Consider the following 20,119-nt stretch of genomic DNA (forward strand, 5'->3'; position numbering starts at 1 on the left):
CGCTGACGGGAACCGGGCGATGCGCTCAGCGGCAGAAATCGTCGACAGGATATCGTCGACCTTGAATGGCGTCGCCCTGACGGGGGCGGCCCTGGCGATTGTCGTCATGGTCGCCTCCGCGGGGTTTCAGGTGATCGCCCGGTACATTTTCGACGCTCCGCCGATCTGGACCGAGGAAACGGCCCGCTACGCAATGGTCTGGGCCGGACTTCTCGGCGCATCCGCTGCGTTTCGCATGAAGCAGGACCCGACCCTGTTTCCCGACATGGTCAAACGCGATGGCGGGCGTGGTCTCGCCCTCGCTCTGGTCCGCGCCGCTGGCGTTTTCATTTTCGTTGCGCCGATCCTTTACTATTCCTTCTTCGGACGAGGCATGAATATCGCCAAGGGGTTTCTGGCGCGCACGCTCGGCCGGGAAGCCGAGATGCTGGGCGTGCCGATGCTGTTTTTCACCGCAGCCATCCCCATAGCGTTCGCCTTTATCGTAGTTCACGTGATCGCCGATGTTCTCACGCGCCTTAGCCGGATTTCCGCGGCAGGCGAGTGAAACACCTGTCCATCTGAAGCGAGAGATTGCTCTCTCATCCCATCTGAGCATTCAGGAGCAGCCAGCATGAAAGTATTCATTGGAGGCATCGCGACGGAGACAAACTCCTTCGCGCCTCTGCCAACAGGAATGATCAGTTTCGAAGAAGGCATGATCGCCCATGGCGACGCTACGGCGAAACAGGCCGAGCCCTTTAGCGCGCCGCTTCATATCTGGCGTCGCATGGCGGAAGCCGCTGGTCACAAGGTGGTCGAAGGCCTCTTCGCCTACGCCCAGCCGGGTGGACCGACCGTCAAGCCGGTCTATGAGGAATTGCGGGATGAATTGCTGCAAAACCTGAAGGATGCGGGCGAGGTCGATGTCGTCCTGTTCGGCATGCACGGCGCAATGATCGCTGACGGTTATGATGACTGCGAGGGCGACATCATCACGCGCGCGCGTCAGATTTGCGGCGAAAAGACCGTCATCGGCGCCGAACTCGACCCGCATTGCCACCTGACGGACGCAATGCTGGAAAACGCCAATCTTCTTGTCTGCTTCAAGGAATATCCACACACGGACATTCCGGAGCGCGCCGAAGAGCTGTTCGCGCTCGCTGTTTCAGCGGCGGAAGGCAAGACGAAACCGGTCATGGCGGATTTCGATTGCCGCATGATCAGCGCCTATCACACGCCGCGCGAACCGATGCGTGGGTTCGTCGACGCGATGAAGGCTGCAGAAGGCAAGGACGGCGTCCTGTCTCTGTCGCTCGCCCACGGTTTTCCATGGGGCGATAGTCCGCGCGTCGGTACGCGTATGGTCGCCATTACCGACGGGGATGCGGCGCTGGCGCAGCGCACAGCCGAGACATTCGGACGGAAACTCTTCGACATGCGGTGGGATCTCAAGCGCGACTATCCCGATCTGTATGAGGCCCTCGATCAGGCGCAGAAGCTTGAAGGACCTGTTGTGCTTGCCGATACCGCCGACAATCCGGGCGGCGGCGCCTCCAGCGACGCGACTTTCATGCTGGCGGAAGTAATGCGCCGCGGGCTGACGAATGTCGCAATGGGCCTGTTCTGGGACCCGATTGTCGTGCGCATTTGCCGCGAGGCGGGCGTGGGCGCCGAACTGGATTTCCGGCTAGGCGGCAAATGCAGCCCGATGTCGGGCGATCCCGTGGACATCAGGGCGAAGGTCATGGCGATCCGCGACGATGTCCAGCAGCGTTTTGGACCCACGCCGTCGCCCATCGGCAATGCCGTTTGGCTCAGGAGCAATGGCGTCGATCTGATCGTCAACGATATTCGCACCCAGACTTTCCATCCGGAAGCCTTCACGGCGATGGGCGTCGACCTCGCGGCCTGTCACATGGTTGTGGTGAAATCATCGCAGCATTTCTACGCAGGGTTTTCGCCGATCGCGTCTGAGGTTATCTATGTTGCAACGCCGGGCTCCATAACGCCTGATTTCACAATCATTCCCTATACCAAAAGGGAACGCAATTACTGGCCTGTTGTCGAGGATCTCGAACTATGACCAATCCTTTCATCGAATCCCGCAACGCCTTTCTCGCAGCCAATCCGGTTGAGCAAACAACGTTCGGGCCGCGTCAATGGGGTTCCATCAGGGTCGGCGACAGCGGTCCGGCGCTTGTTCTCATTCCGGGCACGCTCGGCAAGGCGGAGATTTTCTGGCAGCAGATCGAAGCCTTGAAAGACAGGGTGCAAATCCTGGCGCTCACCTATCCCGACAGTCACGATATCGAGGAATGGTCGTCCGATCTCGAGACCCTCATGGACAACGCCGGGTTCGCCAGCGCGCATATTCTCGGCTCCTCCCTTGGCGGTTATTTCGTGCAATATTTCGCGGCGACCAGGCCGCACCGTTGCGAAAGCATTTTCGCCGCCAACACATTGTCGTCGACCGAATTCGCCGTACAGGCGCCGCCCTATGCGCTTGATCTCGCCAATACGCCGATCGAACTCATCCGCAAGGATTTCTCGGACGGCATGTCCAAATCGGTCGAGGCCGATCCGTCGCTCGCCCCCCTGATCGGCATGCTGATGGAAGACGTCAATGGCGGTATTCCCGAGCCCAATCTGAGATCGCGCCTGATGGCGATCAAATATGCGCCGCCTCTGCCGCGCATCGAATTGCCTGCCGATCGCGTCTGCACGATTGAATCTGTCGATGATCCGCTTATTCCGCCGCCAATTCGCGAAGGGGTTCGCGCTTTCGCGAGCCCAGCTGTATCCTATCGTTTCCTCAAGGGCGGTCACTTTCCGTATGTCGTGCGTCCGGCGGACTATACCGCCCTCCTGGAGGAACGGCTGGGCCTCATCGAGGATGGGGCCGTCTGGGGCAAGGACGAGATGCGCGAACGATGATTGTTCTGTCGAACGAGGACGTGGACAAGCTGTTTTCGATGAAGACGGCGATCGACGTCATTGAAAAAGTCATGATCGATGTCTCCGACGGAAAAGTGAATATTCCACGCCGGTTCACGGTGGATGTCGGCGCTCCCAACAGGATGGGCGTCATGCCGGGCGCCATGCTGACGGAGAGCGAAGGCGGCAGGCGGTATTTCGGAATGAAGATGCTCAGTCTTTATCCCGACAATCCCAAATACGGATATTCCTCCCACCAGGGCGCCATGGTGCTGTTTGACAGCGAGTATGGCGGCGCGGTCGCCATGATGAACGCTGACCTCCTCACCGCCGTGCGCACGGCGGCGGCGAGCGCGGTCGCCACCCGCGCCCTGGCGAGAGAAAAGGTCTCGGTCCTGGCGATCATAGGAACGGGAGAGCAGGCCGACCACCATATCGACGCTATGCTGGCCGTTCGCAAATTTGACGTCGTGCACATCGCCGGTCGCGACTTTGGCAAGGCCGAAGCGCTCGCCCATCGCGCCAGTCTCAGGCATGCAAACGCTTCGTTCGTTCCGGGTTCCGATTTCGAAAGGGCAATTGGCGAAGCCGATGTCGTTTGCACGGTCACCGCGTCGGCGGAGCCTTTCATCGAGACAGACTGGGTCAAGCCGTCGACGCATCTCAATATTGTCGGTTCGTCCATCCCTTCCATGCGCGAAATCCATCCGGAACTCGTTACCCGCTCCGCGCTGTTCGTGGACTATCGGGATTCGACCCTGACGGCGGCGGGTGAAGTGATGGAGGCGATCGATAAAGGCCTGATCAGAGAAGATGATATTCGCGGCGAAATAGGAGAAGTCCTTTCCGGAAAAGTCGAGGGCAGGCGCACTGAGAGCGAAATCACGCTCTACAGATCGCTCGGAATCGTCGCGCAGGATCTTGCGGCCGCCGCCTGGATTTACGAACAGGCCCTTCCCGCCGGCATTGGTTCAAAAGTAACACTCTGATCGTAGCATATGATGCGCGCCGAGATTTCACGCAGCCTAAAAATTTTAAGCTTGAAATAAATTTGGATCGGTGGCAGCCTGTCCTCGGTGAACAAGAGCTGTCCCACGGGAACAGCCGAACACACGGGGAAGGGCTGAATGCGTATCGCATGTCTTGGAGGAGGGCCGGGCGGCCTGTATTTCGCGATCAGCATGAAGCTGCGCGATCCCGGTCACGAGATCGTCGTCATCGAGCGGAACCGTCCTGACGACACCTTCGGCTGGGGCGTTGTTCTTTCCGACGAGACCCTCGACAATCTTGAGGCGAATGACGCCGTCAGCGCGGCCGAGATCCGCATGCATTTCGCCTATTGGGACGATATCGCCGTCCACTATCGCGGCGTCCGTGAACTGTCCACCGGTCACGGTTTCTGCGGCATCGGCCGCAAGCAATTGCTTCTGATCCTGCAGGCCAGAGCGCGCGAACTGGGCATCGAGTTGCGCTTCGAGACGGAAGTCGACGACATCGAAAAACTGGCTTCCGACTATGACCTTGTCGTGGCGTCGGACGGGCTGAATTCCAAGACGCGCAGCCGCTACGAAGCCGCGTTCAAGCCGGATATCGACGTGCGCGAATGCAAGTTCGTCTGGCTTGGCACGCATCAGAAATTCGACGACGCTTTTACCTTCATCTTCGAGGAAACGGAGCATGGCTGGGTCTGGGCGCACGCCTACCAGTTTGATGACGACACCGCGACCTTCATCGTGGAATGTCGTGAGGAGACCTGGGAGAAATTCGGCTTCGGCGCCATGTCAAAGGAAGAGTCCGTCGCTGCCTGCGAGCGGATCTTTGCAAATTATCTCGACGGCCACGGTCTCATGTCGAACGCCAATCATGTGCGCGGTTCGGCCTGGATCAACTTCCCGCGTGTGCTGTGCGAACGCTGGTCGCACGAAAACATCGTACTGTTGGGCGATGCTGCCGCGACAGCTCATTTTTCGATCGGTTCCGGCAGCAAGCTCGCCATGGAGAGCGCCATTGCGCTCGCCGGTTATATCGACAGCGAGCAATCGATGCAGACGGCCTTTGACCGTTATGAGGACGAGCGTCGCGTCGAAGTGTTGCGGCTCCAGTCGGCGGCGCGCAACTCCACCGAATGGTTCGAGAATGTCGAGCGCTATCTGCATCTCGATCCGGTGCAGTTCAACTATTCGCTGCTGACGCGCTCGCAGCGGATCAGCCACGAGAACCTGCGCATGCGCGATCCCGAATGGATGCGTCGCGCAGAAGGCTGGTTTCAGCAACAGGCGGGCAGCAACGGTCACCGTGCGCCCATGTTCGCGCCGTATCGCCTGCGCGACCTGTCGCTTAAAAACCGGGTCGTGGTTTCACCCATGGCGCAATACAAGGCGGTCGACGGCTGTCCGACAGACTGGCACCTGGTCCATTACGGTGAAAGAGCAAAAGGCGGAGCGGGCCTAGTCTATACCGAGATGACCTGCGTTAGTCCGGAAGGCCGCATCACGCCCGGCTGTCCCGGCCTCTATGCCCCGGAACATGAAGCTATGTGGAAGCGCATCGTCGATTTCGTGCACGCAGAAACCGATGCGAAGGTCTGCGTCCAGCTTGGCCATTCCGGCGCCAAGGGATCGACCCAGCTTGGCTGGGAGGAAATCGACGCGCCGTTGCTTGACGGCAACTGGGACCTGATGGCGCCGTCGGACGTCGCCTGGTCCGAACGCAACCAGACGCCGAAGGCGATGAGCCGGGCGGATATGGACCTGGTGCGCGACCAATTTGTGGCCTCAGCCGGAATGGCGCAGCGTTGCGGCTTCGATATGCTGGAAATCCATGCCGCCCACGGCTATCTGCTCTCGGCCTTCATCACGCCGCTGACCAACAGCCGCGATGACGAATACGGAGGCAGCCTTGAAAACCGCATGCGCTATCCGCTGGAAGTGTATCGCGCCATCCGCGCCGTCTGGCCGGAAGGCAAGCCCATTTCCGTCCGCATTTCCGCCAATGACTGGGTCGGCGACGGCGGAGTCACCCCTGACGAGGCGGTCGAAATCGCGCGCATGCTGAACGAGGCCGGGGTGGATATTTGCGACGTCTCCGCAGGGCAGACGTCGATCCTCGCAAAACCGGTCTATGGCCGCATGTTCCAGACGCCGTTTTCCGATCGCATCCGCAACGAAGCCGGAATGGCGACGATGGCTGTCGGCAACATCTACGAACCCGATCATGTGAATTCGATCCTGATGGCCGGTCGCGCGGACCTTGTCTGTCTCGCCCGGCCGCATCTGGCCGATCCCTACTGGACATTGCACGCCGCCGTCGCGCTGAAGGACGGCGAAACGGCGTGGCCGTCGCCCTATCTTGCCGGCCGCGACCAGATGACCCGTCTTGCCGAGCGCGGCGAGACCCCGACGATGAAGGTGTGAGCATGAGCGATCTTTCCGGAAGACATGCATTGGTGACCGGCGGCGGCACAGGCGTCGGCGCGGCGGTGGCGCTGGCGCTTGCTGAAGCGGGCGCGCGCGTGACGATCAGCGGTCGTCGCAAGGAGGCTTTGGCCGAGGTCGCCGAACAGACCGCGCTGATTTCCACTGTCGAATGCGATGTCACCGATCCGGCGTCCGTCGACGCCGCCTTTGCAAAAATGCGCGACCATTCCGGCCCCGCCGACATCGTCGTGGCCAATGCGGGCGCGGCTGAAAGCCATTCATTTGCGAACCTTGATCTCGATGCCTGGAAACGGATGATCGACGTCAACCTGACCGGCGTGTTCCTGACGCTGAAGGCGGCGCTGTCCGACATGCAGGAGAAAGGCTGGGGTCGCATGATCCCGATCGCTTCCATCGCAGGCCTGCGGGGCTCCGCCTATACCGCGGCCTACACAGCCGCCAAGCATGGCGTCGTCGGCCTGACCAAGTCGATGTCGATCGAACTTGCGAAGTCGGGGATCACGGTCAACGCCATCTGTCCCGGCTATACGGAAACGCCGATGCTGGAGCGCACGCTTTCCAATATTCGCGAGAAGACCGGAATGAGCCGCGAAGAGGCGGCCAACGCTATTCTGAAAGGCACGGCGTCGGGTCGTTTCATCCAGCCGACTGAAGTCGCGCAGACCGTATTGTGGCTTTGCGGTCCCAATTCGGATTCCGTCAACGGTCAGGCCATCGTGTTGTCCGGCGGCGCTATATGAACCTGGAACTGGAACCGGCGCCGGTCGCGGATTTGGACGCAAAGCAGAGGCTGCGCATCTGGATCCGTCTGCTGAAACTGTCGCGGCGCATTGAGAGCGAAATCCGCGAGCGACTGCGCGTGGAGTTCGCCACCACCCTGCCGCGGTTCGATGTGCTTGCCGCCCTATACCGAAAGGGGGAGGGCATGAAGATGTCCGAACTCTCCGAGGCGCTGATGGTGTCGAACGGCAATGTGACCGGCATTATCGAGCGGCTCGTTCAGGACGGCCTGGTCGTGCGGAACCCGGTCGAGGGCGACCGGCGCGCCATGCAGGTCAGATTGACCGGGGACGGCCAGAAATCCTTCGCAAAGATGGCCGAGGTTCACGAAGGCTGGGTCAATTCCATGCTGGGCTCGCTCGAAGATGAGGACGCCGCCCGACTGCTTGCCCTGCTGGGGGATGTTTCGATCAATGGGAGAAAGGTCACATGACGTCGATGGCTTCGTTCGCGCCTGAGCATTTCAACTGGAGGATGGACGGATCGGTCGCCATCGTCACGCTCGACAGGCCGGATCGCAAGAATCCGCTGACTTTCGACAGCTACGCCGAACTGCGCGACTGTTTTCGCGCGCTCGTCTATGCGGACGATGTGGACGCGGTCGTATTCGGCTCGAACGGCGGCAATTTCTGCTCGGGCGGCGATGTGCACGACATTATCGGGCCGCTGATTTCGATGAGCATGAAGGAGCTACTGGCCTTCACCCGGATGACCGGCGATCTCGTCAAGGCGATGATCGGATGCGGCAAGCCGGTGATCGCCGCGGTTGACGGCGTTTGCGTTGGCGCCGGCGCGATCATCGCAATGTCTTCGGACATCCGGCTGGCCTCGCCGGATGCGAAGACGGCCTTTCTGTTCACCCGCGTCGGACTTGCCGGCTGCGACATGGGCGCCTGCGCGATCCTGCCGCGCATCATCGGCCAGGGTCGCGCCTCAGAGTTGCTCTACACGGGCCGCAGCATGTCGGCTGAAGAAGGCGAGCGCTGGGGCTTTTTCAACCGCGTCGTGGAGGCCGGCGAACTGGAAGCCGAAGCCGTTACGCTTGCGCAGAAACTCGCAGCCGGGCCAACCTTCGGTCACATGATGACCAAGACCATGCTGAAGCAGGAATGGTCGATGTCGATCGACGAGGCGATCGAGGCGGAGGCCCAGGCCCAGGCGATCTGCATGCAGACCGCCGATTTCAAGCGCGCCTACGACGCCTTCGTCGCCAAGGAAAAACCGGTCTTTGAGGGCGACTGATGGCCGATCGCACTTTCCTTGACTGGCCCTTCTTCGAAAGCCGTCACGCGGCGTTTCATGACGAACTCGACCAATGGGCGGCCAATGCGCTCATCACCATCGATCATTCCGATACGGACGCGGCTTGCCGCGGGCTGGTGAAACTGATCGGCGACGCCGGCTTCCTCAAACACACCGCGATCGATCCGGATGATGAGAATTCCGGCATCGATGTGCGCACCATCTGCCTGATGCGCGAAATCATGGCGCGTCATGATGGCCTGGCCGATTTCGTTGTCGCCATGCAAGGGCTCGGGACCGGCGCGATATCGCTGTTTGGAACCGATGAGCAGAAACGCGCATGGCTGCCGCGCACGCGCGCCGGCGACGCAATTTCTGCCTTTGCGCTGTCCGAGCCGCGATCCGGATCCGACGTCGCCAACATGGAGCTTTCGGCCCTCAGGGATGGCGACGACTATGTTTTGAACGGTGAAAAGACCTGGATATCGAATGGCGGCATCGCGGATGTTTACACGGTTTTCGCCCGCACCGGCGAAGGCGAAGGCGCACGTGGCGTCAGCGCCTTTCTGGTTCCTGCAGACACGCCTGGTCTGAATATCGCCGAACGCCTCGAAGTGATCGCGCCGCATCCGCTGGCGCGTCTCGAGTTTGTCGATTGCCGGTTGCCTGCCTCCGCAATGATCGGTCGGCCGGGCGAGGGGTTCCGCATCGCCATGTCCGTGCTGGACGTATTTCGCTCCACCGTTGGCGCCGCAGCCCTCGGCTTCGCCAGGCGGGCGCTCGACGAGACCCTGACGCGCGCCGCAAAACGCGAACTCTTTGGCGCGCCTCTCTCCGAATTGCAGATGGTCCAGGGTCATATCGCCGACATGGCGCTCGATATCGACGCCGCGGCCCTGCTCATCTACCGCGCCGCATGGACACGCGATAATGGCGCGCCGCGCATCACGCGTGAGGCCGCGATGGCCAAGCTCTACGCCACAGACAAGGCGCAGTCGGTCATCGACAAGGCCGTGCAGATCCATGGCGGAGACGGGGTGCGAAAGGGTCATATCACCGAGAGCCTCTATCGCGAGATACGCGCTCTGCGCATTTATGAGGGCGCGTCCGACGTCCAGAAAGTCATCATCGCCCGACAGGCGCTGCAAGCCGCTACAGGAGCCGCATCATGAGCGACATTCAACTCGGTCCCTCTGCGCATCTGGATACGTTCGCAAGGGACAATCTGCCGCCTTTCGACGAATGGCCGGACCTGCTTCTCGATAACTTTTCTTACCCTGAATACCTGAACGCCGGCGTCGAGATGACCGACCGCATGGTCGAGCAGGGATTTGGAGATCACACTGCTCTCATCGGAAACGGCCGAAGGCGGACCTACAAGGAGCTCGCCGACTGGACGAACCGCATCGCCCATGCGCTGGTCGAGGATTACGGCGTCAAGCCGGGCAACCGGGTTCTGATCCGCTCGGCCAACAATCCGGCGATGGTTGCCTGCTGGCTTGCTGCGACCAAGGCGGGCGCCGTCGTCGTCAACACCATGCCCATGCTGCGGGCTTCCGAGCTTGCGAAAATCGTCAACAAGGCCGAAATCGGACTGGCGCTCTGCGATACGCGCCTGATGGACGAACTCGTGCTTTGCGCCAAGGACAGCAAGCATCTCGCCAAGGTCGTGGGTTTTGACGGCACCGCCAATCACGACGCCGAGCTTGACCGCATCGCGCTCAATAAACCCGTGCGTTTCGAAGCGGTGAAGACCGGCCGGGACGACGTTGCGCTGCTTGGCTTCACATCCGGCACAACTGGCGACCCCAAGGCGACGATGCATTTTCATCGCGACCTGCTGATCATCGCCGACGGCTACGCGAAAGAAGTGCTGGGGGTCACGCCCGACGACGTCTTCGTCGGTTCGCCGCCGCTCGCCTTTACTTTCGGCCTCGGCGGTCTGGCGATCTTTCCCTTGCGTTTCGGCGCGGCCGCGACCCTGCTGGAATCTGCCACGCCCCCGAACATGATCGAGATCATCCAGACCTACAAGGCGACGATCTGCTTTACCGCGCCCACCGCCTACCGTGCGATGCTCGCCGCCATGGAAGAAGGCGCAGACCTTTCTTCGCTGCGCTGCGCGGTTTCAGCCGGCGAGACGCTGCCGCCTCCGGTCTACGACGCATGGATGGAGAAAACCGGCAAACCGCTTCTGGACGGCATCGGCGCAACCGAAATGCTGCATATCTTCATTTCCAATCGCCTCGGTCACTCGATGGCCGGATCGACCGGATGGCCTGTCACCGGTTACCAGGCGAAAATCGTCGATGATGACATGAACGAGGCGCCGCGCGGCGCGCCTGGACGTCTCGCCGTGCGCGGACCAACCGGTTGTCGATATCTCGCCGACCGGCGCCAGACCGTGTATGTGCGCGAAGGCTGGAACCTGACTGGCGATTCCTTCATGCAGGACGAGGAGGGAATGTTTCATTTTCTCGCGCGATCCGATGACATGATCATTTCATCGGGCTACAACATAGCCGGGCCGGAAGTTGAAGCGGCTCTGCTTGCGCATGTCGATGTCGCCGAATGCGGCGTGATCGGCGTTCCCGACGAGGAGCGTGGGCAGATCGTCGAGGCGCATATCGTTCTGGTGGAGGGGATTCTGGAAAACGATGATACGGCCAAACGGCTGCAGGATCATGTCAAGTCGACCATTGCGCCGTACAAATATCCGCGCTCCATTCGGTTCATCAAGGAATTGCCGAAAACGCAAACCGGCAAGATTCAGCGTTTCCGCCTGAAAGACACCAACACATAGCCAAAATGAGAGAGGAACTGTCATGAAGAAACTGATAGCTGCAAGCCTGATCGGGCTTTCCATGAGCGTAGCGAGCGTGGCCGTAGCCACAGCCGAACCCGTCAAGGTAGGCATGATCACCACCTTGTCCGGCGGCGGCGCCGGTCTTGGCGTCGATGTGCGCGACGGCTTCATGCTGGCCGCCAAACTCGCCGGCAACGACGATCTGGAAGTGATCGTGGAAGACGACGCCCGCAAGCCGGAACTCGCCGTTCAGCTCGCTGACAAGATGATCCAGGCCGACAAGGTCGATATTCTGACCGGCATTATCTGGTCGAACCTGGCGATGGCCGTCGTTCCGGGCGCGGTTGCGCAGGACGTGATCTACATCTCTCCGAACGCTGGTCCGTCGCAGCTTGCCGGCGCGGGCTGCAACCCGAACTATTTCAACGCCGCCTGGCAGAACGACAATCTGCATGAGGCCATGGGCGCTTACGCCAACACCGCCGGTTACACCAAGAGTTTCATTCTCGCTCCGAACTATCCGGCCGGAAAAGACGCTTTGACCGGCTACAAGCGCTTCTACGAGGGCGACGTCGCTGACGAGGTCTACACCAAGCTCGGCCAGACCGACTACGCCGCCGAAATCGCGCAGATCCGCGCTTCCGACGCCGACAGCGTCTATTTCTTCCTGCCGGGCGGCATGGGTATCGCCTTCATGAAGCAATACGCCCAGTCGGGCGTCGATAAACCGGTTCTGGGACCGGCTTTCTCCTTCGATCAGGGCATTCTCGGCGCCGTCGGCGACGCTGCTCTCGGCGTCAAGAATACGTCCCAGTGGTCCAAGGATATCGACAATCCGGCCAACAAGACCTTCGTCGAGGAATTCCAGAAGGAATATGGCCGCCTGCCTTCGCTTTACGCCAGCCAGGGCTTCGATACAGCCAATCTCATCCTGTCCGCTATGAACAAGGCGGACGTGAAGGATATGGACGAATTCCGCGCAGCTCTCAAAGAAGCTGATTTCGACAGTGTTCGCGGCGATTTCGAGTTCGCCAACAACAACCATCCGATCCAGGACATCTATGTCCGCGAAGTCGTCATGGAAGGCGACGTGCTGACCAACAAGATCATCGGCATGGGTCTGGAGAACCATTCGGACGCCTATGCAAAAGATTGCAAGATGTAATTGACGCCGTTGCGGGCCCGATAGCCGGGCCCGCAATTCCTTCCTTTTCGAAAAGACAGATCGTCCAATGGATCTTGCGCTGCTGACAGAGCAATTGCTCAACGGTGTCCAGTTCGGAGTCATGCTGTTTCTCATGGCGGCAGGGCTGACGCTGGTCTTCGGCGTCATGGGGCTGATCAATCTGGCGCACGGATCGCTTTATATGATCGGGGCGTTTTTCTGCGCCACGGTAGCAGCTGCAACCGGCTCGTTCTGGCTTGGTCTGGTCGCGAGCCTTGCAGGCGCTGCGACGGCTGGCGCCATCATTGAAATCGCAGTTGTCAGGCGTCTCTACGATCGCGATCATCTGGACCAGGTGCTGGCGACTTTCGCGCTGATCCTTATCTTTTCGGAAGGCACGCGATGGGTCTTCGGATCCTTCCCTCTCTATCTCGATATTCCAAAAGTCCTGCAGGGCGCTGTGGCGTTGCCGGGTGGAAGCCAATATCCGGTATACCGTCTGGCCATCATCATTGTCGGACTGGCGATCGCCTTCGGTCTTTACCTTCTGATTTCCCGAACCAGGCTCGGCATGCGCATTCGGGCAGGCGAGTCCGATCGCGAAATGATCGCGGCCCTTGGTGTCGACATCCGCAATCTCTATACGGTCGTCTTTGCGCTTGGCGCGGCGCTCGCCGGGTTTGCCGGGGCCATGGTCGGCGCGTTGCAATCCGTGCAGGTCGGGATGGGCGAACCGGTTCTGATCCTCGCCTTCGTGGTAATCGTCATAGGCGGCATCGGATCGATCAAGGGCGCGCTGATCGGTTCGATCCTCGTTGGCGTGGTCGATACGATGGGACGCTTCCTGTTGCCGGAGTTCTTCGAGCTGTTTATGCCGCCCTCGCAGGCGAACTCGGTCGGCTCCGCGCTGGCGTCAATGGCGATCTACATTCTCATGGCGCTGATCCTGGCATTGCGGCCCCAGGGCCTTTTTGCAGCACGCGCGTGAGGCTGTCGATGAGCCGCGAAACACTTTTCAACATCGTCCTCTTGCTGGCCCTTCTGGTCGCTCCATTCGTGGCTCTTCAGATGGACGAGCCGTTCTATGTCAGCCTTGTCACGCGGGTCGTCATTCTGGCGCTGGCCGGCGTCGGGCTCAACATTGCGCTCGGCTTTGGAGGCATGGTGTCCTTTGGCCACGCGGCCTTTTTTGGCGTTGGCGGGTACGTGGCCGGAATACTCTCCCAGCACGCCTTCAACTATGAACCGCTGGTGACCTGGCCGTTTGCGATCGAGGGAACCAACCAGATGCTCGTCATCTGGCCCGTCGCCTTGTTCGTCTGCGCGTTGCTTGCGTTGGCGATCGGATCGATCGCGCTCAGGACGTCCGGCGTCTACTTCATCATGATCACGCTCGCATTCGCGCAAATGATCTACTATTTCGCGATTTCCTGGCCGGCCTACGGCGGCGAGGACGGACTTTCGATCTATGTTCGCAATGGCTTTCCGGGCGTCAACACGATGAACCCGATGAGCTTCTTCCTGATATGCTATGGCGTCCTGATTGTCTGTCTGGTCTTGTCGATGCTCATCCGCGACTCTCGGTTCGGCGCGGCGTTGCAGGTGGCGCGGCAGAACGAGGTGCGGCTGGCTTCGACCGGAATCGCGCCGTTCAGGATCCGTCTGGTCGCCTTTGTCATTTCAGCCGCGATCACCGGGCTCGCAGGCGCTCTCTACGCAGACCTCAATCGCTTTGTCAGCCCGTCGTCTTTGTCCTGGCACATGTCCGGGGAGATCATGGTCTTCGTCATCCTCGGCGGCGTCGGGCGGCTGTTCGGACCCGTGGCGGGTGCGGCGCTTTTTATTGTCTTCGAGTTCTATTTGGGAGGCGTCACCGAACACTGGCAGTTCTTCCTGGGCCTCGTCCTGCTCAGCGTTGTGCTGTTTGCCCGCGGCGGCCTGATCGGCTTCATCGCCGGGAGGGCGCGCCATGGCTGACGCTGTTCTCCAGATAGACGGCCTCAACAAGCAGTTCGGCGCGCTGACGGCGACCGACAATGTCAGTCTCGATGTGCGCGGCGGAGAGATTCACGCGCTGATCGGACCCAACGGCGCCGGCAAGTCGACCTTGATCCAGCAAATTTCCGGGCTCCTGCGTCCGGATTCCGGAACGATACGGTTTCTCGGGCGCGATCTTGCGCCGCTTTCTGTTGCCGAACGGGCGCAGTGCGGGCTCGGCCGAACCTTTCAGGTCTCGTCGATTGCGCCCGAATTCTCTGCATTGCGCAATGTCATGCTGGCGGTCCAGGCGGTCGACGGATCGAGCTTCCGTTTTTTCCGCCCGGTCATGAAAGACCGGCGGCTGATAGACGCCGCCCGTGCAGTTCTGGAAGAAGTCGGACTCTCTGATCGCGCGGACATTATCGCCGCGGAGCTTTCCCACGGTGAGCGCCGGCAGCTTGAAATGGCGATGGCTCTGGCCCTGCGTCCAAAACTTCTGCTTCTCGACGAGCCGATGGCGGGCATGGGCCCGGAAGGTTCGAAGCAGCTCACCTCCTTCCTCGGCGCCCTTCGGCATAAAGTTCCGATCCTGCTGATCGAGCACGATATGGAGGCGGTATTCTCGCTGGCTGACAGGATTTCTGTTCTCGTCTACGGCAACGTCATCGCCACCGGCTCCGTCGAAGAGATCCGCAACAATGCGCAAGTCCGCGAAGCTTATCTCGGGGAGGAAGACTGATGCTTCTCGATATCTCCGGGCTTGAAACGTTCTATGGCCGTTCGCAGGCTCTGTTCGGCGTCGATTTCACGATGGACGAAGGTGAAGTCGTCGCGCTGATGGGCCGCAACGGAATGGGCAAGACCACGACGATACGGTCGCTTTGCCGGCTGACGCCCTGCCGGTCGGGCGCGGTGCGGTTTCGCGGCAAGGAACTCGAAGGGTTGAAGCCGCACAGGGTGGCGCGTCTCGGTATTGGGCTCGTGCCTGAAGGGCGGCGCTGCTTCGGCAATCTGAGCGTTGTGGAAAACCTGCTCGTGGCCGCAACGCCCGGACCGTGGACGCTCGACAGGGTCAACCGGCTCTTCCCGCGGCTCGCCGAGCGCCGCAACCAGATGTCCAACACGCTTTCCGGCGGAGAACAGCAGATGCTGGCGGTTGGACGTGCGCTGATGACGAACCCGGCTTTGTTGATCCTGGACGAGGCGACAGAGGGACTGGCGCCAGTGATACGCCAGGAGATCTGGGCCGCAATCAGTATGCTGAAATCTGAGGGTCAGTCGATCCTCATCGTCGACAAGACGTTGAAGGAACTGCTGAAGGTCGTCGATCGCTGCACCATTCTGGAGCGGGGAAAGAGCGTGTGGACCGGAGAGCCGTCCGCCCTGTCCGATGATATCCGTGACCGTTATCTCGGCGTGTGAACGGGTTGAAGGCTGCAAGTCCTTGAGGAGGAATCGCAAATGAAGAGTACGGGATCATGAAGTTCCTTCAACCTGATGGCTGGAAACCGGCCAAGGGATATTCCAACGGCATATCAGCTTCGGGCCGTATTATCGTGACCGGCGGACAGATCGGCTGGAACGGCGACCAGGAATTCGAAACCGACGATTTCGTCGGCCAGTGCGAGCAGACCCTGCAGAACATCCTCGACATTATCGCCGAGGACGGCGCAGGACCGGAGCATATCGTACGCCTGACGTGGTATATCACCGACAAGCGCGCTTACGTTGCGCGCCAGAAGGAACTGGGACAAGCCTACAGGCGCGTCATGGGCCGGAATTTCCCGGCGATGGCCGTTGTCCAGGTGACGGCCCTCATCGAAGACCGCGCCAAGGTTGAGATCGAGGCGACCGCGGTGGTCGAATAACGGCAAACGGTGTATTTGTCGGCAACCGATTCACAAGCGTCTAGGCGAAGCCCGCGCATGGCCGTGCAGGACCTGCGTAATGCCTGGCGTCGGACAGAGAGCACGGCACCTCAAATGTTTGGAGTTGTTAAAAAGCCGGACTGGTGATAGTCCGGCGCGCCATATTGCATGCACTTGTTGAAATTCTGTTATTTATATTCTGAAGCGGATTGATGAAGGTAGACGGATTTGACTGGGACCGGGACAACTGGCCCGTCTGCGCCAGGCACGGTTTGACGAGAGCTGAAATTGAATCGGTTTTCGTCGGAGAATTGACGATATTTGACGATCCCGACGATCGGAACCGCGAACCGAGGTTCAAGGCGATCGGATACAGCATATCCGGCCAGCCGGTCTTCGTGGTGTTCCGCATGAACCTTTTCGGAAGTCTTTCGCTTGTCCGGCCGATCAGCGCCCGCTATCTGCGCAGGAAGGAAGTCCGATACTATGAATGTGAGACGGACGGTGACGCGCCGACCCTTGCCTTCGCTTGAATCTGACGAGGACGCCCGGCGCTTCGTCGATCAGGAAGATCTCACGCGATACGATCTTTCGCGACGCCGGACGATGAAACTCGCATTCGGCTCAAAGGCGGACTTGTCTGACTCAGGTCTGCCGGACAGCCCGTTCAGGGGTTCCGACGCAAATTCCGAAGGACGTGATCGCCCGTTTCGGCGCCGACTCCGTGAGGCCATCCAACGCGTTCTGAAATAGTTGTCCACTATGCTTGTTCTTCAAACCATTTGACAATCTGCGGCATTGACCGCTCGAAGCCGCCGGGAATGAAGATATTGAACAGCGCTGCCTTTCTGTCGGATCGGTTGCGGAAATCGTGCATGACGTTGGCTGGAACACGCACGAACGCGCCTTTTTCCAGTGCGCGCCAGGCGTCGCCAACGAGGATTTCCGGCGCTCCCTCGATGACGAGAAAAATTTCGTCGTTTTCGACATGGCTGTGTGGACCCACGCCTTCGAAACCTGGCTCCATCCACCATTCCGAAGCGCTGTACCGGCATCCGGTTTCCTCCTCGTCCGCTTTGAAAACGGCCGTCAGCTTGCCCATCGCATATTGTCGACCTTCATCGGCCGAGAGTATGATCGGCGTCATCGGCTCACCGTCTCGTTCCAGCGTTTCTGTGCCTCCTCGGCGCTGACGTCTTCGATCTTCGAAGCGATGAACCAACTGTAGCCGAAGGGATCCGCAACCAGGCCGGTGCGGTATCCAAAGAACTCGTCGCGAAGCGGACGCAGAACCGTCGCGCCGGCCGCCACCGCATGTTCGAGAAACGCCTCGGCGTCATCCACCTCCAGATGCATCTTGACCGGTGATCCGCCGATGCTGTCAGGGCTGAGCGCGCCGAAATCCGGATATTCGTCGGCGAGCATCAGACACGTATCCCCGATTGTGATCTCGGCATGGCCGATACGACCGTCGACAGGATCGTTCAACCGGTAGGTTTCCACCGCCCCGAAGGCCTTCCGGTAGAAGGCGAGGGCGTCGTTGCAGTCCTTGACAACCATATAGGGGCAGACGCGTGTGGCTTTGACCGCTGGCATTGGCGCTCTCCTTGACAATTCCTAGTATTACGTTACGTTACGTTTCATAATGAGTCAAGACAGTGAGCATCGCAAGAGAAAACCCGGACGACCGCGCGACGAGGGTGCGCGGAAGGCGATTCTCGACGCGGCTTATCGCATGCTGATGGAGCGTGGACTCGGCCGACTTACAGTCGAGGCGGTTGCAGGCGAGGCCGGCGTGGGCAAACCCACCATCTATCGCTACTGGGCGAACGCCCAGGAACTGGCCATGGCGGCGCTGATTTCACGCACCAGTTTTCGGGGTTCCGATCCGGACGAGGCCGTTTCCGTCGATACGGCGCTGAAGGCGCACATGGCGGATGTCGTGGCTGTTTTCTCGACTGCGCGCGGACGCCAGATCGTGTCGACCATGGCCTCGGCCGACACGGAAAGCGAATTGTCGAAAGCCTTCCGGGGACAGATTATCGAGGGCAGCCGCGCCATCGGTCGGGAGATCCTTACAGCGGCCGAAAATCGCGGAGAAATTCATCTCGGCGAGAGCGTAGAACAGGTGCTTGATTTCCTGTATGCGCCGGTGTTCTACCGACTGCTGACCGGCAAACCGATTGACCGTGGCTATACGGATCGAACGGTCGAGCTCATCGACCGTTTGCTGTCGGGTTGCAGCTGCGGCTCCTCCATGAAATAAGCTTCTTGCCTGTACTGTAGTCTTTCCTGAGGCGTCCCATGCGGCTCGAACGCCCACCCTTCCTGACACTTGATCTTCCTGGTCTGCTCGCTGGCGTTCGCGGGGGAAATATCGTCAATGCGGTAGTTGCATTTCTTTTCGCCGCTTCCGCGCCGGTGGCGATTATTCTGACGGCGGGAGCCGTCGGCGGCCTCGCCGAAGCCGATATCGCCTCCTGGATTTTCGGATGTTTTTTTATCAACGGGCTGATCTCGCTGGCCTTTTGCCTCGTCTATCGTCAGCCGCTTGTATTTTTCTGGACCATTCCAGGCACTGTTCTGGTCGGCCAGGCGCTTGAGCATCTCGAATTTGCGCAAGCAATCGGCGCCTACTATGTCACCGGCGTACTCATGCTGGTTCTCGGCCTGAGCGGCTGGATGCGCAAATGCATGGCTCTTCTGCCCATGCCGATCGTAATGGCGATGGTCGCCGGGGTGTTCCTCCAGTTCGGCCTCAATCTCATTTTTGCGATCCGCGACGGGTTCATTATTGCTGCGCCCATGACGGCGGCCTTTTTCCTGCTCTCGGCCGTCCGGCCTCTCGGAAGGGTCATGCCGCCTTTGATTGGCGCGCTCATAACAGGAGTAATCGCCATTGCCCTGTCGGGCGCGTTTAATTTGGGTGAATCGGCGGCGCCCATCCTGGCGGGCCCCAATCTTTACCGACCGGAATTTTCCTGGGGCGCTATTGTCGAACTCACATTGCCGCTCGCCATAACCGTACTGGCGGCCCAGAATGCACAAGGCTTCGCCGTACTCGAGCAATCGGGGCACAATCCGCCCATCAACATGGTCACGGCGGCGTGCGGCTTTGGCTCCCTGATCGCGGCGACTGTCGGCTCTGTTTCGACCTGCCTGACAGGACCTGTCAACGCCATCCTCGCCAGCGGTGCAGACAAGGACAAGCACTACGTGGCCGGCGTCATGGTGGCGCTGCTGGCGCTGTTTTTCGGTGTATTCGCACCGGTCTTCACGCGCTTCATGCTGGCGACGCCCGTAGCCTTCCTCGCCGCGCTTGCGGGGCTCGCGCTCTTACGCATCCTCGAGAGAGCTTTCATTGTCTCCTTCAAGGGCGCCTTTTCCCATGGCGCCACGGTCGCCTTTCTTGTCACGGTCGCCAATGTCCCGATCCTCTCGATCGGCGCTCCCTTTTGGGGCTTGCTGATCGGATTCGCCGTGTCCTTTGTGCTTGAAAGACAGGATTTCGAGCAGCTTTCCGCGGATTAGGAAAGCCGCGGTGCAATCAGGTCCACGAAACGATTGCGAACAGGGGCCTACTATCCGAGGTCCGGAATGCGGACAAGGCTGCGCCGGCCTCTTGCTTGTCTATTTTGTCGAGGCTTTCAGGTAGCCGCCGACGGCCCCACCTATCAGACCCGCAATTGGCAGCCACGCCATCACACTGTACCCCTCGCCGCCACCGATGAACCGAACAAGATATGCTCCAATAACGCCGCCAACCAGGCCTATCAATCCATTCTTGATTGTTGCTTCGACTTTCGGAGACATCGAGCTTCCTCTCTACGGGTTGCATAGGACAATGTAGCATATATCAGTTCCCGGGCGACATTCGACGCATGACGACGAATTGGAATGATGGGCTGGAAGCCGTCGTATGAGT

At 60.1% G+C, this 20,119-nt stretch carries 22 protein-coding genes; 19 read left to right on the plus strand and 3 right to left on the minus strand.

From position 1 onward, the window contains the following. Window positions 1-19: 19 nt before the first annotated feature. From AAFN47_RS08930 to AAFN47_RS09010, 17 genes are all read left to right on the plus strand, one after another. On the plus strand, window positions 20-547 hold the full coding sequence (locus tag AAFN47_RS08930; RefSeq protein ID WP_499808865.1) for a TRAP transporter small permease: 528 nt from the start codon (window positions 20-22) through the stop codon (window positions 545-547). Between the two features lie 66 nt (window positions 548-613). Continuing rightward, window positions 614-2,065, plus strand: a complete 1,452-nt coding sequence (locus tag AAFN47_RS08935) for a M81 family metallopeptidase (RefSeq protein WP_499808866.1) — start codon at window positions 614-616, stop codon at window positions 2,063-2,065. Then, complete coding sequence (locus AAFN47_RS08940; protein WP_499808867.1) at window positions 2,062-2,916, plus strand: alpha/beta fold hydrolase; 855 nt, start codon at window positions 2,062-2,064, stop codon at window positions 2,914-2,916. Before AAFN47_RS08935 ends, AAFN47_RS08940 begins: the two co-directional genes overlap by 4 nt. Beyond that, window positions 2,913-3,905 carry an ornithine cyclodeaminase family protein gene (locus AAFN47_RS08945; protein WP_499808868.1) on the plus strand — a complete coding sequence of 331 codons (993 nt, stop codon included), beginning with the start codon at window positions 2,913-2,915 and terminating at the stop codon, window positions 3,903-3,905. The genes AAFN47_RS08940 and AAFN47_RS08945 overlap by 4 nt, the downstream gene beginning before the upstream one ends. A 138-nt stretch (window positions 3,906-4,043) precedes the next feature. After that, window positions 4,044-6,329 (plus strand): bifunctional salicylyl-CoA 5-hydroxylase/oxidoreductase, encoded by a 2,286-nt coding sequence (locus AAFN47_RS08950; RefSeq protein ID WP_499808869.1) that lies wholly within the window; start codon window positions 4,044-4,046, stop codon window positions 6,327-6,329. Between the two features lie 2 nt (window positions 6,330-6,331). After that, on the plus strand, window positions 6,332-7,093 hold the full coding sequence (locus AAFN47_RS08955; protein ID WP_499808870.1) for an SDR family NAD(P)-dependent oxidoreductase: 762 nt from the start codon (window positions 6,332-6,334) through the stop codon (window positions 7,091-7,093). 2 nt (window positions 7,094-7,095) lie between these two features. After that, a complete protein-coding gene (locus tag AAFN47_RS08960; protein WP_499808997.1) occupies window positions 7,096-7,566 on the plus strand; it encodes a MarR family winged helix-turn-helix transcriptional regulator in 471 nt (156 codons plus the stop codon). Further along, window positions 7,563-8,375 carry an enoyl-CoA hydratase family protein gene (locus AAFN47_RS08965; protein WP_499808871.1) on the plus strand — a complete coding sequence of 271 codons (813 nt, stop codon included), beginning with the start codon at window positions 7,563-7,565 and terminating at the stop codon, window positions 8,373-8,375. Before AAFN47_RS08960 ends, AAFN47_RS08965 begins: the two co-directional genes overlap by 4 nt. Continuing rightward, window positions 8,375-9,547, plus strand: a complete 1,173-nt coding sequence (locus AAFN47_RS08970; protein ID WP_499808872.1) for an acyl-CoA dehydrogenase family protein — start codon at window positions 8,375-8,377, stop codon at window positions 9,545-9,547. The genes AAFN47_RS08965 and AAFN47_RS08970 overlap by 1 nt, the downstream gene beginning before the upstream one ends. Then, window positions 9,544-11,178 (plus strand): AMP-binding protein, encoded by a 1,635-nt coding sequence (locus tag AAFN47_RS08975; protein WP_499808873.1) that lies wholly within the window; start codon window positions 9,544-9,546, stop codon window positions 11,176-11,178. The genes AAFN47_RS08970 and AAFN47_RS08975 overlap by 4 nt, the downstream gene beginning before the upstream one ends. Window positions 11,179-11,200: 22 nt before the next feature. Next, complete coding sequence (locus AAFN47_RS08980) at window positions 11,201-12,346, plus strand: ABC transporter substrate-binding protein (RefSeq protein WP_499808874.1); 1,146 nt, start codon at window positions 11,201-11,203, stop codon at window positions 12,344-12,346. A 67-nt stretch (window positions 12,347-12,413) separates the two neighbouring features. Then, a complete protein-coding gene (locus AAFN47_RS08985; protein ID WP_499808875.1) occupies window positions 12,414-13,334 on the plus strand; it encodes a branched-chain amino acid ABC transporter permease in 921 nt (306 codons plus the stop codon). An 8-nt stretch (window positions 13,335-13,342) separates the two neighbouring features. Next, window positions 13,343-14,323: a branched-chain amino acid ABC transporter permease gene (locus AAFN47_RS08990; RefSeq protein WP_499808876.1), complete on the plus strand. Its 981-nt coding sequence runs from the start codon at window positions 13,343-13,345 to the stop codon at window positions 14,321-14,323. Further along, the gene (locus AAFN47_RS08995) at window positions 14,316-15,065 is read left to right on the plus strand and encodes an ABC transporter ATP-binding protein (protein WP_499808877.1); all 750 of its coding nucleotides are present in this window, start codon (window positions 14,316-14,318) and stop codon (window positions 15,063-15,065) included. The genes AAFN47_RS08990 and AAFN47_RS08995 overlap by 8 nt, the downstream gene beginning before the upstream one ends. Then, the gene (locus tag AAFN47_RS09000; RefSeq protein WP_499808998.1) at window positions 15,062-15,748 is read left to right on the plus strand and encodes an ABC transporter ATP-binding protein; all 687 of its coding nucleotides are present in this window, start codon (window positions 15,062-15,064) and stop codon (window positions 15,746-15,748) included. The genes AAFN47_RS08995 and AAFN47_RS09000 overlap by 4 nt, the downstream gene beginning before the upstream one ends. Window positions 15,749-15,804: 56 nt before the next feature. Then, window positions 15,805-16,194: a RidA family protein gene (locus AAFN47_RS09005; RefSeq protein WP_499808878.1), complete on the plus strand. Its 390-nt coding sequence runs from the start codon at window positions 15,805-15,807 to the stop codon at window positions 16,192-16,194. A gap of 212 nt (window positions 16,195-16,406) precedes the next feature. Then, the gene (locus tag AAFN47_RS09010) at window positions 16,407-16,727 is read left to right on the plus strand and encodes a BrnT family toxin (RefSeq protein WP_499808879.1); all 321 of its coding nucleotides are present in this window, start codon (window positions 16,407-16,409) and stop codon (window positions 16,725-16,727) included. Window positions 16,728-16,954: 227 nt separating this feature from the next. On the opposite strand, the gene AAFN47_RS09015 is transcribed toward AAFN47_RS09010, so the two are convergent. Both AAFN47_RS09015 and AAFN47_RS09020 read right to left on the minus strand, forming a co-directional pair. Beyond that, on the minus strand, window positions 16,955-17,341 hold the full coding sequence (locus AAFN47_RS09015; RefSeq protein ID WP_499808880.1) for a cupin domain-containing protein: 387 nt from the start codon (window positions 17,339-17,341) through the stop codon (window positions 16,955-16,957). Beyond that, on the minus strand, window positions 17,338-17,790 hold the full coding sequence (locus AAFN47_RS09020) for a VOC family protein (protein ID WP_499808881.1): 453 nt from the start codon (window positions 17,788-17,790) through the stop codon (window positions 17,338-17,340). The genes AAFN47_RS09015 and AAFN47_RS09020 overlap by 4 nt, the downstream gene beginning before the upstream one ends. A gap of 49 nt (window positions 17,791-17,839) precedes the next feature. Here AAFN47_RS09020 and AAFN47_RS09025 point away from each other — a divergent pair, with 49 nt between their 5' ends. Next, window positions 17,840-18,460, plus strand: coding sequence for a TetR/AcrR family transcriptional regulator (locus AAFN47_RS09025; RefSeq protein WP_499808882.1), 621 nt, complete (start codon window positions 17,840-17,842; stop codon window positions 18,458-18,460). A gap of 38 nt (window positions 18,461-18,498) precedes the next feature. Beyond that, complete coding sequence (locus AAFN47_RS09030) at window positions 18,499-19,725, plus strand: benzoate/H(+) symporter BenE family transporter (RefSeq protein ID WP_499808883.1); 1,227 nt, start codon at window positions 18,499-18,501, stop codon at window positions 19,723-19,725. 99 nt (window positions 19,726-19,824) lie between these two features. On the opposite strand, the gene AAFN47_RS09035 is transcribed toward AAFN47_RS09030, so the two are convergent. After that, window positions 19,825-20,007 (minus strand): hypothetical protein, encoded by a 183-nt coding sequence (locus tag AAFN47_RS09035; RefSeq protein WP_499808884.1) that lies wholly within the window; start codon window positions 20,005-20,007, stop codon window positions 19,825-19,827. Window positions 20,008-20,119: the final 112 nt, after the last annotated feature.

It is taken from the genome of Hoeflea sp. CAU 1731, from assembly GCF_039888615.1.
Lineage (GTDB): Bacteria > Pseudomonadota > Alphaproteobacteria > Rhizobiales > Rhizobiaceae > Flavimaribacter.

Excerpts from the sequence above, each read along its gene's own strand:
- AAFN47_RS09010 (WP_499808879.1), top strand. The coding sequence starts at position 16,407 with ATGAAGGTAGACGGATTTGACTGGGACCGGGACAACTGGCCCGTCTGC.
- AAFN47_RS08950 (WP_499808869.1), top strand. The coding sequence starts at position 4,044 with ATGCGTATCGCATGTCTTGGAGGAGGGCCGGGCGGCCTGTATTTCGCG.
- AAFN47_RS09015 (WP_499808880.1), bottom strand. The coding sequence starts at position 17,341 with ATGACGCCGATCATACTCTCGGCCGATGAAGGTCGACAATATGCGATG.
- AAFN47_RS08975 (WP_499808873.1), top strand. The coding sequence starts at position 9,544 with ATGAGCGACATTCAACTCGGTCCCTCTGCGCATCTGGATACGTTCGCA.
- AAFN47_RS09035 (WP_499808884.1), bottom strand. The coding sequence starts at position 20,007 with ATGTCTCCGAAAGTCGAAGCAACAATCAAGAATGGATTGATAGGCCTG.
- AAFN47_RS08930 (WP_499808865.1), top strand. The coding sequence starts at position 20 with ATGCGCTCAGCGGCAGAAATCGTCGACAGGATATCGTCGACCTTGAAT.
- AAFN47_RS09025 (WP_499808882.1), top strand. The coding sequence starts at position 17,840 with ATGAGTCAAGACAGTGAGCATCGCAAGAGAAAACCCGGACGACCGCGC.
- AAFN47_RS09005 (WP_499808878.1), top strand. The coding sequence starts at position 15,805 with ATGAAGTTCCTTCAACCTGATGGCTGGAAACCGGCCAAGGGATATTCC.
- AAFN47_RS08940 (WP_499808867.1), top strand. The coding sequence starts at position 2,062 with ATGACCAATCCTTTCATCGAATCCCGCAACGCCTTTCTCGCAGCCAAT.
- AAFN47_RS08935 (WP_499808866.1), top strand. The coding sequence starts at position 614 with ATGAAAGTATTCATTGGAGGCATCGCGACGGAGACAAACTCCTTCGCG.
- AAFN47_RS08980 (WP_499808874.1), top strand. The coding sequence starts at position 11,201 with ATGAAGAAACTGATAGCTGCAAGCCTGATCGGGCTTTCCATGAGCGTA.
- AAFN47_RS08990 (WP_499808876.1), top strand. The coding sequence starts at position 13,343 with ATGAGCCGCGAAACACTTTTCAACATCGTCCTCTTGCTGGCCCTTCTG.
- AAFN47_RS08945 (WP_499808868.1), top strand. The coding sequence starts at position 2,913 with ATGATTGTTCTGTCGAACGAGGACGTGGACAAGCTGTTTTCGATGAAG.
- AAFN47_RS08955 (WP_499808870.1), top strand. The coding sequence starts at position 6,332 with ATGAGCGATCTTTCCGGAAGACATGCATTGGTGACCGGCGGCGGCACA.
- AAFN47_RS08985 (WP_499808875.1), top strand. The coding sequence starts at position 12,414 with ATGGATCTTGCGCTGCTGACAGAGCAATTGCTCAACGGTGTCCAGTTC.
- AAFN47_RS09030 (WP_499808883.1), top strand. The coding sequence starts at position 18,499 with ATGCGGCTCGAACGCCCACCCTTCCTGACACTTGATCTTCCTGGTCTG.
- AAFN47_RS08970 (WP_499808872.1), top strand. The coding sequence starts at position 8,375 with ATGGCCGATCGCACTTTCCTTGACTGGCCCTTCTTCGAAAGCCGTCAC.
- AAFN47_RS08995 (WP_499808877.1), top strand. The coding sequence starts at position 14,316 with ATGGCTGACGCTGTTCTCCAGATAGACGGCCTCAACAAGCAGTTCGGC.
- AAFN47_RS09020 (WP_499808881.1), bottom strand. The coding sequence starts at position 17,790 with ATGCCAGCGGTCAAAGCCACACGCGTCTGCCCCTATATGGTTGTCAAG.
- AAFN47_RS08965 (WP_499808871.1), top strand. The coding sequence starts at position 7,563 with ATGACGTCGATGGCTTCGTTCGCGCCTGAGCATTTCAACTGGAGGATG.